The 15,005-nt window shown below is 70.7% G+C and carries 13 protein-coding genes; 10 read left to right on the forward strand and 3 right to left on the reverse strand.

The genetic code is table 11. The features are described from left to right. The first annotated feature begins 5 nt into the window (after positions 1-5). The 5 genes from BKA15_RS26635 to pdxT all read left to right on the forward strand — a co-directional run bounded on the left by BKA15_RS26635 (position 6) and on the right by pdxT (position 6,991). Positions 6-755 (forward strand): ABC transporter ATP-binding protein, encoded by a 750-nt coding sequence (locus BKA15_RS26635; protein ID WP_179756079.1) that lies wholly within the window; start codon positions 6-8, stop codon positions 753-755. After that, on the forward strand, positions 752-3,007 hold the full coding sequence (locus BKA15_RS26640) for an ABC transporter permease (protein WP_179756081.1): 2,256 nt from the start codon (positions 752-754) through the stop codon (positions 3,005-3,007). The genes BKA15_RS26635 and BKA15_RS26640 overlap by 4 nt, the downstream gene beginning before the upstream one ends. 135 nt (positions 3,008-3,142) lie before the next feature. Next, complete coding sequence (locus BKA15_RS26645; protein WP_179756083.1) at positions 3,143-5,563, forward strand: ABC transporter permease; 2,421 nt, start codon at positions 3,143-3,145, stop codon at positions 5,561-5,563. A gap of 11 nt (positions 5,564-5,574) precedes the next feature. Continuing rightward, the gene (locus tag BKA15_RS26650) at positions 5,575-6,345 is read left to right on the forward strand and encodes an ABC transporter ATP-binding protein (RefSeq protein WP_179756085.1); all 771 of its coding nucleotides are present in this window, start codon (positions 5,575-5,577) and stop codon (positions 6,343-6,345) included. 37 nt (positions 6,346-6,382) lie between these two features. Then, complete coding sequence (gene pdxT / locus BKA15_RS26655) at positions 6,383-6,991, forward strand: pyridoxal 5'-phosphate synthase glutaminase subunit PdxT (protein ID WP_376766816.1); 609 nt, start codon at positions 6,383-6,385, stop codon at positions 6,989-6,991. Here pdxT and BKA15_RS26660 read toward each other — a convergent pair. Continuing rightward, a complete protein-coding gene (locus tag BKA15_RS26660) occupies positions 6,971-7,489 on the reverse strand; it encodes a rhomboid family intramembrane serine protease (protein ID WP_179758726.1) in 519 nt (172 codons plus the stop codon). The genes pdxT and BKA15_RS26660 overlap by 21 nt on opposite strands. Before the next feature lie 595 nt (positions 7,490-8,084). Then, positions 8,085-8,672, reverse strand: a complete 588-nt coding sequence (locus tag BKA15_RS26665; protein WP_179756087.1) for a hypothetical protein — start codon at positions 8,670-8,672, stop codon at positions 8,085-8,087. Here BKA15_RS26665 and BKA15_RS26670 point away from each other — a divergent pair. The 4 genes from BKA15_RS26670 to BKA15_RS26685 all read left to right on the forward strand — a co-directional run bounded on the left by BKA15_RS26670 (position 8,613) and on the right by BKA15_RS26685 (position 13,035). Then, on the forward strand, positions 8,613-9,596 hold the full coding sequence (locus tag BKA15_RS26670; protein WP_179756089.1) for an alpha/beta hydrolase family protein: 984 nt from the start codon (positions 8,613-8,615) through the stop codon (positions 9,594-9,596). The two genes, BKA15_RS26665 and BKA15_RS26670, sit on opposite strands and share 60 nt — an antisense overlap. Before the next feature lie 102 nt (positions 9,597-9,698). Next, complete coding sequence (locus BKA15_RS26675) at positions 9,699-10,712, forward strand: Gfo/Idh/MocA family protein (RefSeq protein WP_179756091.1); 1,014 nt, start codon at positions 9,699-9,701, stop codon at positions 10,710-10,712. Then, positions 10,709-11,719, forward strand: coding sequence for a Gfo/Idh/MocA family protein (locus BKA15_RS26680; RefSeq protein ID WP_179756093.1), 1,011 nt, complete (start codon positions 10,709-10,711; stop codon positions 11,717-11,719). The genes BKA15_RS26675 and BKA15_RS26680 overlap by 4 nt, the downstream gene beginning before the upstream one ends. A 95-nt stretch (positions 11,720-11,814) precedes the next feature. Continuing rightward, entirely contained in the window at positions 11,815-13,035 is a 1,221-nt protein-coding gene (locus BKA15_RS26685; RefSeq protein WP_179756095.1) for an ROK family protein, read from the forward strand. A 1-nt stretch (position 13,036) separates the two neighbouring features. On the opposite strand, the gene BKA15_RS26690 is transcribed toward BKA15_RS26685, so the two are convergent. Next, entirely contained in the window at positions 13,037-13,639 is a 603-nt protein-coding gene (locus tag BKA15_RS26690) for a class I SAM-dependent methyltransferase (RefSeq protein WP_179756097.1), read from the reverse strand. Positions 13,640-13,757: 118 nt separating this feature from the next. On the opposite strand from BKA15_RS26690, the gene BKA15_RS26695 reads away from it, so the two are divergent. After that, entirely contained in the window at positions 13,758-14,969 is a 1,212-nt protein-coding gene (locus BKA15_RS26695) for a Gfo/Idh/MocA family protein (protein WP_179756099.1), read from the forward strand. Positions 14,970-15,005 lie beyond the last annotated feature (36 nt).

Below are 15,005 nucleotides of genomic sequence, written 5' to 3' on the forward strand. Positions count from 1 at the left end.
GGGTCATGACAACTTCGGCGACCGCGGCGACCGGCCTGCGGAACACGACGGACGGCGGCAGGTTCCTGGCCGTCGCGGGACTGCGGAAGAGCTACGGCACGGGGGTCGTCACTCCGGTGCTGCGCGGCACCGACCTCGAGCTCGAACGGCACCGGATCGGGGTCATCCTCGGTCCCTCCGGATCCGGGAAATCGACCCTGATGAACATCGTCGGCGGCATCGATCGTGCCGACGGCGGCACGGTCGAGGTGGACGGCGAGCGGCTCTCCGACTTCACCGATGATCAACTTCTGGAGTACCGCCGGACCAGGGTCGGCTTCGTCTTCCAGTTCTACAACCTGGTGCCGAACCTGACGGCGGGCGAGAACGTCGAGGTGGTCTCGAACATCAGCGAGAAGCCGCTGCAGACCGACGACGTGCTCGCCGCGGTCGGGCTCGCCGACAAGAAGGACCGGTTCCCGTGCGAGTTGTCCGGCGGTGAGCAGCAGCGGGTCGCGATCGCCCGGGCGATCGTGAAGAGCCCTCGACTGCTGCTCTGCGACGAGCCGACCGGGGCGCTCGACGTGGAGACCTCGCTCGGCGTGCTGGCCCTGCTCCAGCGGGTCAATGCCGAGTTCGGTACGACGATCCTGATGATCACCCACAACTCCGCGATCGCCGACATGACGCACTCCGTCTTCCGGATGCGCGACGGCCAGGTCGAGGACGTCACGCACCATGATCAGCCGGTGCCTGCCGAACGGATCCAGTGGTGAGCGCCCTGAACCGCCGCATCGGGCGGCTGCTGCGCGAGCACAAGGGCCGCTATGTCGGCATCGCGATCCTGATCCTGCTGGGCAGCTTCTACTTCACGGCAGCGACCGGGGTGGCCGGCAGCCTGGAGCGGATGGTGGTCGGGTTCGCCGACCGGAACCAGCAGGAGGACCTCACCTTCAGCACCGACCGGCCGCTCGACATCGCCGCCTGGGAGCGCGAGACCGGTGCGACGATCGAGGCCACGCTGCGCCACGACGTCCGGCTGCCGGCGGGGGAGCTTCGGTTGCTCAGCGCCGGGACCAAGATCAATCTCGCCCAGGTCACCGCGGGCCGGGCTCTCGCCGAGCCGGGGGACCTGCTGGTCGATCCGCGCTTCCTGCAGACCCACGGGCTGAAGCTCGGGGAGCCGCTCACCCTCGACGGCCGGACGTTCACCGTCGTCGGCACGGTGGCCGTGCCGAACTACGTGTATCCGCTGAAGGGTCTGTACGACGTGCTGCCCACCGCGGGTTTCGGCGTCGGCGTCGCGGCCCGGGCCGACCTCGAGGCGCTGCCGCCGGCCACCGGGGCGGCGACGACGACGTACAGCGTCCGTTTCGTTGATCGGGACCGGATCGAGGCCCAGACGACCGCGCTGCGGAATCGGTTGGCCGGCGACGGGCACCGGCTGTCCGAGTGGACCGCGGCCGAGCACAACCAGCGGATCACCATGCCGTGGGGAAACATCTCGAGCATGCAGTCGATGAGCCTGCCGGTCGCGGGCGCCTTCTTCGTCCTCGGCTCCGTGATCGTCGGCGTGATGATCACCCGGGCCGTCAAGTCCGACAGTGTGATCGTCGGCAGCCTGTACGCCCTCGGCTACCGGCGCGGCGAGCTGACCCGGCACTATCTGGCCGTGCCGGTGCTGATCACGCTGACCGGCAGTCTGGCCGGGACGCTGCTGGCGCTGCCCTGCGTCGGGCCGGTGGTCGGCACCATGCTCGCCTCGTACAACCTGCCGGACACCGGGCTGCACTTCGCGCCGCACGATCTGGCGATCGCGCTGCTCGCGCCCGTGATCTTGATCGGTACGGCGAGCGCGCTGGCGATCCGCCGGATCCTCCGCAAGCCCGCTGCCGAACTGATGAAGGGCGGCGAGAAGTCCGGCAAGGTGACCGCGCTGGAGCGGGCGCTCCGGCTGGACCGGTTCCGGTTCGGCACCGCCTTCCGGATCCGCGAGCAGGTCCGCAGCATCCCGCGCCTGCTGTTCCTGGTGCTCGGTGTGGCCGCCGCCTCGATGATCATGCTGTTCGGGCTGACGTACGGCCACTCGATGGACGTCGTCACCGAACGCGGTGCCCTGAACCGGTACCACTACAAGATCGAATACAACTTCACCGAGGTGCAGAACCTGAAGGACGCGCCGGTCCCGGCCGGAGCGGAACCGTACAACACGGTCCGGGTGCACCCGGAGGGGCGCGAGGCGGTCGGCTTCTACCTGACCGGCATGCTGCCGGATTCGGTCGGCATGAAGCTGAACGACACCCGTGGTGCCCCGCTGCCGCGGAACCAGGTCAACATCACCGAGCCGCTGGCGACCCGGCTGAAGCTCGGGGTGGGGGACACCCTGCCGATGGCGAGCCAGCTCGACGGCGCGACCTACAGCCTGCGGATCGACGGGATCGTCGAGGCCTACGGCGAGCAGTTCGTCACCATGCCGCTGGCCGAGTTCAACCGGCTGACCGGCCAGCCGGCGGGCAGCTACCGTACCGTCCTGGCGAGCCGGGAGCTGGAACTCGACGAGTCGAAGCTCGCCGGCGTCCTCGACACCCGCGATCCCGCCGCGTTCGAACAGGTCGGCGCACCGACGTCGCTGATCATGGGATCGGTGTCGGCCCTCGCGGTGCTGATCGCGGTCGTGATCTTGTTCCTCGTCACGTCCTTGATCATCGAGGAGAGCCACCGAACCGTTGCGCTGTTCACGGTGCTCGGCTACCGCCGGCGCGAACTCGCGAGGTTGATCTTGAACAGTGCGACACCGGCGGTGGTCGTCGGCATCCTGCTCGGGTTCCCCGCGATGCTCGCCTTCGCGAATCTGCTCTTCGGGATCGTGGCCGAGACGCTCAACATGCTGATTCCGATGACGGTGAATCCGTGGCATGTCGTGATCAGCTTCGTGGTGATCTTCGGAGTGTACGAGATCACCAAGCGGCTGTCCGGGCGCAAGCTGGCCAAGATCGCCATGAGCGACGCGCTCAAGGGTGCCGAGTGAGCGATCCCGGGGAAAGGCGCGACCGACGGTCGGGGACGGGGCGTGGCCGGCCCAGGGGTGAGCCGGGGACGAACCCAACTCCCACGGCCGGACATCCGGGTCAGGATGGAGCCGTCCTCACGCAGATCACAACGGATGCGGAGCTTCACGGTGAAGAACGGGGAACGGCTCTACCTCCGGTACGCGTACAACGACCTGATCAGGAACAAAGGCATCAACGCCACTCTCGTGGTGATCTTGATCTTGAGTGCGTTCCTGATGGCCACCGGGTCGATGGTGATCGAAAGGCTGGCTGGTTCCGTCAGCCGGCTGGCCGAGCAGGGCAGGCCGCCGGACTTCCTGCAGATGCACAAGGGCGAGTACGACCTCGCGGCGCTGGAGCGGTTCGCGGCGGACCATGTGGCGCAGCTCGACGCCTGGCTGCTCGAGGAGATGCTCGGCTACGACAGCACGGCCCTGACCTGGCAGCGGCCGGCCACCGGTGAGAGCGGGGACCTCGCCGCCAGCCGGATCGACAACCTCTTCGTGACCCAGAACGCCGAGTTCGACTTCCTGGTCGACCAGACCGGGGCGGTCGTCCAGCCGGCGGCCGGCGAGGTGTTCGTGCCGGTCCTGTACCAGCAGCAGTACGGCCTCCGGGCCGGCGACGTGCTGACGATCCGGACCGATTCCGGATCCCACCCGCTCCGGGTGCAGGGCTCGATCCGCGACTCGCAGATGGCGGCCTCGCTGTCGCCGTCGTCCCGCTTCTTGATCAACTCCGCGGACTTCGGGGCGCTCAGCCGGGCCGGCGGCGCCGCGCTGGAGATCATCGTCGAGTACCGGCTGGTGCCCGGCGGCGACCCGAACGCGCTGCAGGCCGCGTACGAGAACGCCGGCGGGCTGCCGACCAACGGCCAGGTGATCACCGGCCCGCAGCTGCGGATCGTGAGCATGATCAGCGACGGCCTGGTCGCGTTCGCGCTGGTGTTCGTCAGCCTGGTCCTGATCATGATCGCGTTGATCAACCTGCGCTTCGTCATCCGCGGAACGCTGGAGGACGACGTGCACGAGATCGGTGCGCTGAAGGCGATCGGCATCCCGGACCGGGTGATCTCCGGGCTCTACCTGACGAAGTACGCGCTGCTGACGCTGGCCGGCTGCGTGGTCGGCGGACTGCTCGCCGTCGTCGCGGCGAACGCGCTGACGCAGGGCATCCAGACCAGCTACGCCCAGGCGCCGGTCGGGATCTGGACGTTCCTGGTGCCGCTGATCGCGCTCGCCGCGGTCTTCCTGATCGTCGTCGGGATCTGCCGGGGCGTGCTCCGTGCGGTCCGCCGGATCGAGGTCGTGAACGCGCTCGTGCACGGCAGCACGCTGGACGAGAAGGAGACCGCCCGCCGGGCCCGGCGGCAGGCGCGCTGGGTGCGCCGTACCGGGTTGGCTTCGGCGTTCGGCGCGGGCGTCAACCGGCGGCTGGCCGTGCTGGACCTGCGCGCCGAGGGCCGGGCGTGGGCGCTGCTGCCGGTCGTGTTCGCCCTGACCGCGGTGTTGATCACGCTGCCGGCGAACCTGGTCAGCACGTTCGAGAACCCGCGGTTCGTCACCTATCTGGGTGCGCCGGAGCGGGACCTGCGGGCCGACGTACAGTTCCAGGACGACGTCGACGGGATCAAGGACCGGCTGCTGGCGGCGATGGCGGCCGACGACCGCCTCACCGATGTACGGGCCTACGCCTACGTCGACTACACCGCCGACGCCGCGGGTGGCCGGGCCAGACTGCGGGCCGAGGTCGGTGATCACTCCGACAGCGCGATCCGGTTCAGCGCGGGCGGCCTGCCGCGGGACGGGCAGATCGCGCTCTCGATCCTGAACGCGGCCCGGTTCCAGGTGAGCGTCGGCGACGAGCTGACCCTGCGTGACGGCGGCCGGGTCACCCCGGTGCGGGTCAGCGGGATCTACCAGGACCTCACCGACGGCGGGCAGACCGCCAAGCTGCCCGGCCGGGTGAGCGAGGGCGCGTCGGCCTACACGGTCTACGCGGACCTGGCCGGCGGCGGGGATCCGGCCGGGGTCGCCGACGAGTACGACCAACTGTTCCCGACGGCGGGCGTGAAGCCGACCCAGGAGTACCTCCGGGAGACGCTCGGGGTGCTGATCGACTCGCTGCGCGGCGCGGCCTGGATCGCGCTGGTGTTCGGGCTCGGCGTGGCGATCCTGATCACGAGCCTGTTCCTCAAGCTGCGGCTGACCCGGGACCGGTCGAAGCTCGGCGTGCTGTCGGCGATCGGGTTCTCGGTCCGGGAGCTGGTCGGGCAGGTGCGGCTGAAGACGCTGCTCGTGGTCGCGGCGGGGACGGCGGCGGGCCTGGTGTTCGCGGCCACCGCTGGGCAGTCGCTGACCAGCGCCGGGCTGGCCGCCGCCCGGCTCGGCATCACCGATCTGACGTTCATCCCGAATCCGTGGCTCGTGTACCTGCTTTACCCGGTGCTGCTGCTCGGGGCGGGCCTGCTCGGCGTCGCTCTGCTGACCGCCGGGATTCGGAAGGCCGACAAGAGCCAGTGGGTACGAGAGTGAAGGGACCAGCGATGGATCAGGCGACCGCGACCCTGGAGTCACGGGATCTGGGCAAGACGTACTTTTCCACCGACCCGCCGACGGAGGTGTTGCGCGGCGTCGACCTGGCCGTCCGGACCGGCGAGTTCCTGGTCGTCATGGGCGCATCCGGCTCGGGGAAGTCGACGCTGCTCTACTCGATCAGCGGGATGGACCGGCCCACCGCCGGGAAGGTGCTGCTGGACGGGCGGGAGCTGACCTCGCTCGGCGACGCCGAGATGAGCGACGTCCGGCTGACCCGGATGGGTTTCGTGTTCCAGCAGCCGCACTTCCTGAGCAATCTGGACGTCCGGGACAACATCCTGCTGCCCGCGCTCAAGGCGGCACCGAAGGAGGGCCGGGAGGCCGCGATCGCCCGCGTCGACGCGCTGATGGAGCGGTTCGGGATCGCCCACATCAAGGACCACGGCATCACCCAGGTGTCCGGCGGCCAGCTGCAGCGCGCCTCGATCTGCCGGGCCCTGGCGGGCGGGCCGTCGGTGGTGTTCGCGGACGAGCCGACCGGCGCGCTGAACAGCAGCATGTCGGTCGAGGTGATGGACGCATTCACGGAGGTGCACCGGGACGGCACCACGATCGTCATGGTGACCCACGACCCCGGCGTAGCGGCCCGCGCCGACCGGATCATCTACCTGCGCGACGGCGCCGTGGTGGACACGAGGGAGCTCGGGCCGTGGTCCTCCGACCGCGCCGGGCAGCGCGAGGACGAGGTGCTGGCCTGGCTGCGGGACCTGGGCTTCTGAACCGTGGGGCCCGGTTAGGCTGGGCCCATGATCACCGGTGCCGCGCCCGCGGCCGTACGCGGTTGCTGAGGCCATGATCGGCGTCCTGGCCCTGCAGGGCGACGTCGCCGAGCACGCGCGGCTGATCGGTCGAGCGGGCGGCGAGACGCGACCGGTGCGGCGGGCCCGGGAGCTGACCGGCCTGGCCGGCTTGATCATTCCCGGCGGCGAATCCACGACGATCGGCAAGCTGCTGGTCGTGTTCGAGTTGTACGACGAGCTGCGGGCGGCGATCAAGGACGGGCTGCCGGTGCTCGGCACCTGCGCCGGAATGATCATGCTGGCCGACAGGATCGTCGGCGGCACCGAGGACCAGCGGACGCTGGGCGGGATCGACATGGTGACCCGGCGGAACGCGTTCGGCCGGCAGGTCGACTCGTTCGAGGCGGACCTCGACGTGCGCGGGCTGGACGATCCGTTCCGGGCGGTGTTCATCCGGGCACCGTGGGTGGAGCGGGTCGGGCCCGGTGTCGAGGTGCTGGCCAGCTACCAGGGCCACCCGGTCGCGGTCCGCCAGGGGAATCTGTGGGCCACCTCGTTCCATCCGGAACTGACCGGCGACCCGCGGCTCCACGCGGCGTTCCTGTCAGCGGCGGCGGTGCAGTAGCCAGGCGGCCAGGACGCCGCCGACGGCGCCACCGAGGTGTGCCTGCCAGGACACACCGGCGGCGCCGGGCAGCACGCCGACGATGAGGCCGCCGTAGAACAGCAGGACGGCGGCCGCGATGACGACCTGGCCGGGCTTGCGGGACCACAGCCCCCGCGCCAGCAGGTACGTCAGCCAGCCGAAGATCAGGCCGCTGGCGCCGATGATCACCGTGTTGACGGGGGTGAGCAGCCAGGCGGCCAGGCCGGACGTGACGATCGAGATCAGGCTGGACCAGATCCAGCGGGCCACCCCGCCGAGCAGGACCAGCAGGCCGAGCACGAAGAACGGCACCGAGTTGCTGATCAGGTGAGTCCAGCCGCCGTGCAGCAGCGGAGCGGCGAAGATGCCGGGCAGTCCGTCCAGTTCCTGAGCGTGAATGCCGTACCCGTCCAACTGGCCGCCGAGCAGCGAGTCGAATCCCTCCAGCACCCACAGCAGTGCCAGCAGGCCGCCCATGACGAAGGCGGACCGGACGATGTTCGCGGCTCCGGTGCGGACCGGGGACTGGCCGGCGGGGGAGATGCTGCTGGACACGTGGTGCTCCTTGGGTCCGGTTCTTCCGGGTGATCCAGCTTGCCTGCTCGCGCCAAACGACGCGCGGCAATGCACGACATGGACTGGTGAGCCGGGCCGGCGCGGATGCCGTGATGCCACCCGGCTCTGGTGCGGGCGGTCGGAGAGGCGGCGGCGGTGATGGTGATCCCACGGTGCCAGGCCCAGGTCGGGGTGAGGGGAAGGCGGCCCGGGCCCGGGGGCCGACGCATTGCCGGGCGGGTCCGGTGCCCGCGCCCGGGTTCGAGCCCTCATAAGCGGTGGGCGGGGCTCCTTCGGCTCGGTCAGGAATCGCAACGTTCCCTGAGCGTGTCGAAGCTGAACCCGGTCCGCCCGCCGCCACCACCGCAAGATCGCTCACAGCCCGGGTCTCACCCGACCTCGAGCGGACTCCTTGACCGCCTCGGAACGGCTCGGCACGGGTCAAGGCGTCCGCTCGACGAGGCGGGCCCGCGGACGACGAGAGATCCTGCGGCAAGCCTCGGGCGATCGCGCCGGATCATGAGGGCCCTGACGGACTGGACGCTTTCGGGCCGAGGTCCGGACCGAGGTCGTAACCGGGTCGAGACCTTGGCCGGTCGTCCCGGGTTCGCGGGCGGACCAGGATCGGGGCGTGCTGGAGCCGCTGCCGCTGATCTCGTTGTCCGTTCCCGAGCTGCTCGCCGTGCTGGCCGTGCTGGCGCTGGCATTCGGCCGCTGGCTGCCCGGAGCGTTCCCGGACCGGAATGCGGATCGCGGCACTGGGTGGCGCGGTCCTGGCCCTGGCGGGGATCCTGCTCGCCGGGCCGCGCTGGGTGTTGATCCCGGTGCTGGCCGCGTTCCTGCTGGTCCTGCCCGGCACGCTCGTGGCGCTGGTCCGGGCCCGCCGCGGCCGGCCCGCCGGGACGGGGCGCCGCTGGACCGCCGGGCTCGGCACCGGCGTCGTGGTCGGCCTGGCCGGGGCCGGCGTGGTGCTCGCGGTCGTGCTGCCGGTGCCCCGGCTGCCGGTGCCGACGGGTCCGTACCCGGTGGGCACCAGGGTCGTCCAGTGGACCGACTCGGCCCGGCCGGAGCCCGGCCGGCCGATCGCCGGGTCGTCGTCGCCCAACTCTGGTTCCCGGCGCTGCCCTCGGACCGGCCCCGGGCCCAGCTCCTCGGCCGTACGGCAGCGGAGGCCGGCAGTGTGGCGGCGGCGGTGGCGGACCAGTACGGTCTGCCGGCGTTCCTGCTCGACGGGCCCGCCCGCGCCCGGTCCCGCGCCCGTCAAGACGCCGAGCCGGTCGCCCGGCGGTTCCCGGTGGTGCTGTTCTCGCCCGGTCTGGGCGCGGTCCGGACCCAGAGCACGGCCTGGGCCGAGGAACTGGCCTCCCGCGGCTACGTCGTCGCGGCCCTGGACCACCCGTACGACTCGGCGGCGGTCCACCTGGCCGACGGCCGGGTGATCACCTCGACCGTGGCCGCGACCGGCGACGACGCCGAGGACGAGCGCCGGGCGCTCCGCTCGACCGAGGTCCGGGCCGCGGATCTGAGCTTCGTCCGGGAGCGGCTGGCCGATCCGGCGGGCCCGCTGGCCGGTCGGCTGGACCCGGACCGAGTCGCCGTGGCCGGGCATTCGCTGGGCGGGGCCGCGGCCCTGCTCGCGGCCCGCCTCGATCCGGCGTTCCGGGCGGTGATCGCTCTCGACGGCTATCCGCGGGACCCCAGTCCGGACCCGTACCCGCAACCGGTGCTCGCACTGCGGCACCAGCCGGCCGGCGAGGAGACCGCCGACTACCAGGACCGGTTGGCCGACGCACTGCGCCGCAGCCGCGCGGCCGGCTATCTGATCATGGTCCCGGGCGCCGCGCACCTGACCTTCACCGACGCGCCACTCTACCTGCCGCCGTTGCCCGGTCTGGTCGGCTCGCTGGGTCGGACCGACGGGCTCGCGATCACCGCCGGCGCCAGCGCCGACTTCCTCGACTCCGCCTTCTCCGGTACGGATCCGGCGCCGCGACTGGCCCGGTACGGCGAACTCCGGGTGATCGACTGACCGACCCCGGTCGCCCCCGCCGGAAACGCGTCGGGCCACAATGGTGCACCACCTCCTCGGTCCACCGGGGGTCGAGTCCACTGTGAGAGAGGGAGCCACTCGATGGCGGAACCATTCACCGTCGGCATGATCGGCGCCGGCGCGATCGCCGGCGCCCACCTGCCGGCCTGGCTGAGTCTCGGCGTCCGGGTCCTGGTGTATACCAAGGACGACCCGTCGCCGCTGCTGAACCGGGTCGGCGGCGGCGAGGCCGTCGGATCGCTGGACGAACTGCTTGCCTCGGTCGACGCGGTCGATGTCTGCACCCCGACCACGACCCACGCCGAGCTGGTCCGGGCGGCCGCGGCGGCGGGCCGGGACGTGCTGTGCGAGAAGCCGTTCGCCCTGTCCAGCGCCGATGCCGAGTCCATGATCACGGCCTGCGCCGACGCCGGCGTGCAGCTCTACCCGGCGCACGTGGTGCGCTACTTCAGCGAGTACGTGACCATGCACGACGCTGTGGCCGCCGGCAAGATCGGCGAGATCGCCGTGCAGCGGTTCACCCGCGCCGGGTCCCGTCCGCTCCGGCCCTGGTATCTCGACGATGCGCTGAGCGGCGGCCTGGTGGTCGACCAGAGCATTCATGATCTTGACTTCGCGCGCTGGAACGCCGGCGAGGTGGCGACCGTGTTCGCCCGCGACACCGGCGCCGACCCGGCGGTCCCGGTCCGCAGCACGCAGGTGATCTTGACCCACACCAACGGCGCGATCAGCTACGTCAACGGCACCTGGGCGCGGCCTGGAACGACGTTCCGGACCACCTTCCAAATCGCCGGCACCGGTGGGCTGCTGCAGCACGACTCCACCGAGCACCGGCCGCTGGTGATCGACGGCGGCGCCACCGACGACTCCGGCACCGGCCTGCTGCCGGACGCGGGGTTCACCGAAAGTCCTTATCTGACGGAGATCCGGGAGTTCCACGCCGCCTTCACGACCGGTGCCCCGACCCGGGTCAGCGCCGCCGACGGCCTGGCCGCGGTCAAGATCGCCGAGGCCGCCGCGACCTCGATCCGGACCGGGCAGCCGGTCCACCTGTCCAACGATTCCGCCGCCGTGGCCGAGGAGGCAGCCCGATGAAGATCGCGATGATGTCGTTCGCCCATCTGCACGCGGTCTCCTACGTGCACGCGCTGAAACGGCTGGGCATCGAGGTGATCGCCAGCGATCCCGATCATGGAACCCGGCCGGCCGGTGAGGTCGGCGGCGCGGACCTTGCCGCCCAGCTCGGCGTGCCGTACTTCGACGACTACCAGACGCTGCTCGCGGAGCGGCCGGACGGCGTGATCATCTGCTCCGAGAACGCCAAGCACCGGGAGCTGACCGAGCTCGCCGCGGCGGCCGGCGCGCACGTGATGTCGGAGAAGCCGATCGCGACCAGCACCGCCGACGCGCGGGCCATGATCGACGCCTGCGCCGCGGCCGGGGTGAACCTGATGGTCGCCTACCCGGTCCGGTTCTCGTCGGCGTTCGCCGCGACCAAGGCGGCCTACGCTTCCGGGTCGCTCGGCCAGGTGCTGTCCGTGACCGGCACCAACAACGGCCGGATCCCGCTCGACGCCCGGTCCTGGTTCGTCGATCCCGCGCTGGCCGGCGGCGGCTCGCTGGCCGACCACACGGTGCACGTGGCCGATCTGCTGGACTCGCTGTTCGACGGCACCCGGGCCGCCGAGGTGTACGCCTCGGTCAACAAGATCCTGCATGCCGACAAGGTCGAGGTGGAGACGGCCGGCCTGGTCTCGATCCGGTACGCCAACGGCGTGCTCGCCACGATCGACTGCAGCTGGTCCAAGCCGCCGAACTACCCGACCTGGGGCGGGCTGACCCTGCAGCTGGTCGGCACCGGCGGGATCGCCGACATGGACGCGTTCAACAGCCGGGTGGACGGCTTCTCCGAGGCCGACAGGAAGCCCCTCTGGCTGGCGTACGGCGGCGACGCGGACACCGCCCTGGTGGCCGAGTTCGTGGACTCGATCACAACCGGCCGCCGGCCGCAGCCGGACGGCGAGGCCGGGCTGCGCTCGCTGGAGATCGTCGAGGCCGCCTACCAGTCGGTACGCAGCGGCGAGCCGGTGGTGATCAACTGAACTGACGGTGCACGAGGGGTGACCTTTATGATGTGATCGCCCCAGATCTACCGCCGACGGCGACGGGCGGATCCAGGCATCGGAGGTGTAACGGCATGGGCAAGGGCTCGAATCTTCGAACCCTGGGCGACTTCAACCAGGCGGTCGTCCTCGATGCCATTCGTCGTTCCCCGCACGGCCGGAGCCGGGTCGAGCTGGGTGAGCTGACCGGGCTCACCCAGCAGACGATGTCCAACATCGCCCGCAAGCTGCTGCAGGCCGAACTGGTGCTGGAGACCGGCAAGGTGGCGCAGGCGCGGGGCAAGCCGCGGACGCTGCTGGAGGTCAACCCGGACGGGCACTACGCGATCGGGGTGCACGTCGACCCGGCCAACCTGAACTTCGTGCTGGTCGACCTGGCCGGGCACGTCCGGGCGGACCGGCGGCTGCCGACGCCGTCGAACCACACGCCGGCCGGCATCGTGAACCTGATCAAGGTCACCTGCGACGCGTTGATCACGGAGGCCGGGATCGACCAGGGCCGGCTGCTCGGGCTGGGCGTCGCGGCCCCCGGCCCGATCGACATCGAGTCCGGGGTGCTGCTGGACCCGCCGCAGCTGCCGTCCTGGCACAACGTCGGCCTGCGTTCGGAGCTGCGCGAGGCGACCGGGCTGCACGTCCTGCTGGACAAGGACGCCACCGCCGCGGCGACCGGCGAGCTGTGGGCGTCCAGCGAACGGCGGCGGGACTTCCTGTTCTTCTATCTCGGCAGCGGCGTCGCCGCCGGCGTGGTGATCGGCGGCGAGGTGATCCGCGGGGTCAGCAACAACGTCGGCGAGGTCGGCGAGATCATCGTCGACGCCGAGGCCGAGGACCTCGACTACGGCCGGCGCGGTTCGCTGAACACGTCCTGCGCGCCGCAGGGTCTGGTCCGGCAGGCCGTCCGGCACGGGTTGCTGGACCCGCCGGCCACGGAGACCGACTATGCGGATCTGCAGCAGCGGTTCACCCGGCTCTGCCGGCTGGCCGACGAGGGCAACGCGGAGGCGACCGCGATGCTGGAGGCGTCGGCCCGCCGGCTCGGCGCCGGCATCGCGTTGATGATCAACATGCTCGATCTCGATCTTGCGGTGATCGGCGGTCCGATCTGGTCGCTGGTCCGGGATCGCTTCCTGGAGGTCGTTCCGGAGGGGATGAAGGGTTGGCTGGTCCGCCCCGATGCCGGGGTACGGGTCGAGGGCTCGATCGTCGGCGACCGGGTCGCGGCGCACGGCGCGGCGGCCCTGGTCCTTGATCATTTCCTGTCCGCGCACCCGTCCGTGTTGCTGATGGAGTGAGCTAAGCGGCTCGATGAGTGATCAACAACCACCCTGGCAGCCGTACCGCCGCGCCGTCGACCTGGGCGCACACCTCGGCCGGCCGGACCTCCGTGTCCGTCCAGTCCGGCGCGGCGAACCGGGTGATCAACTCGGCCCGGCCGGCATCGGCGTGCTCGCTGCCCGGGTCGTCGCGGGCCAGCAGGAAGAGCCGGGCGCCCGGCTCGCAGAGGTCGCGCAGCCCATCGACGTACGCGCTCCGGGACGGCTCGTCCAGGCCGTGCAGCAGGCCGGAGTCGACGACGGTCCGGGGCCGCAGTGGCAGGTCGGCGAGCCGGGTGGCGTCGGCGACCAGGAACGTGACGTCCGACCCGCCGGTGGTGATCTTGGCCCGGGCCTGCTCGATCGCGGCGGCGGAGAAGTCGAAGGCCACGACCCGGTGGCCGCGGGCCGCCAGCCAGAGCGCGAGGTCGCCGGTGCCGCAGCCGGCATCCAGCACCGGGTCCTCGACCGGCTCCCGGGTCAACGCTTCGACCAGGGCGGGCTGCGGACCGCCGAGCTCCCAGGGCGGGCGCCCGTCGGCGTACAACCGATCGAAATCCTGTCGGGTCCGCCGTCCGGCCATGGCTTCAGGATGCCGCATGGCGAACCGGAACTACAGTCCGGCGGCCGGATCGCCTAGGCTCTCGTTGATTGTTTCGCGGCAACACAAACATCCCCAACACCATTCGGGAGACAGACCCATGAAGATCGGTGTCATCGGCACGGGCCAGTTCGCGGGAAGCTTCATCAGGCTCTGGCAGCTGCATCCGGACGTCACCTCCATCGTCGTCACCGACCTGCTGCCGGAGCGGGCCGAGGAGACGAACACCAAGTTCGGCATCGACGGCACAGTGCCGTCGGCCGAGGACATGCTCGCCTCCGACGTCGATGCGGTGGCGGTGATGACCCAGCGGTGGACCCACGGCGAGCTGGTGATCAACGCGCTGAAGGCCGGCAAGCACGTCTACTCGGCGGTGCCGATGGCGGTGTCGGCGGAGGAGATCGCCGAGATCATCAAGCTGGTCGAGCAGACCGGTCTGATCTACATGATGGGCGAGACCAGCTACTACAACCCGGCCGTCGTCTGGGCGCGGGACAAGATCGCCGCCGGCGAGTTCGGCCGCGTCTTCTACGGCGAGGGCGACTACGTCCACGACATGGACAACGGCTTCTACTCCGCCTACCAGTTCAGCGGCGGCGAGAACTGGAAGGCCACGGCGTCGTACCCGCCCATGCTCTACCCGACCCATGCCGTCGGCGGCGTGCTGGGGGCCTGGCCGACGTACGCGACCTCGGTCAGTTGCATTGGCATCGTCGACGACCGCGGCGACGGCGTGTTCGACCGCGAGGTGTCGATGTTCGACAACGACTACTCCAACATGAGCGCGCTGTTCCACCTGGCCGACGGCGGCGTGATGCGGACCAACGAGTTCCGCCGGGTCGGTCATCCGGGCCGGGTGCACGAGTCGCGGTTCCGGTTCTACGGCACCGAGGGCGTGATGGAGCAGACCTCGACCGGCGCCAGCTGGAGTGATCGCAAGGAGATCGAGGACATCAGCGAGCTCTTCTACACCAGGGAATACCAGGCCGAGCGGCACGCCGACCTGGCCGGGCTGGATCCGGAGTTGCTGCACAGCTTCAGCTCCGGGATGGCGAAGGCCCATGATCGTTCCCGGCTGCCGAAGGAGTTCGAGGGCGCCCCGAACGGTCACGAGGGCTCGCACCACTTCCTCGCCGACGACTTCGTCAAGGCCGTCACCAAGAAGACGCAGCCGCCGATCAACGCCTGGGTCGCGGCCCGGTTCACGCTGCCCGGCGTGGCCGCGTTCGCCTCGGCCCGCCAGGACGGCGCCCGGATCGAGGTGCCCGACCACGGTCCCGGCCCGGACGTCGACCTGGCCGCCTTCCGCTGACTGGGGGCGTCGGTTTTTCACGTAACGTGAAAAACT

It is taken from the genome of Microlunatus parietis, assembly GCF_013407955.1.
Lineage (GTDB): Bacteria > Actinomycetota > Actinomycetes > Propionibacteriales > Propionibacteriaceae > Microlunatus > Microlunatus parietis.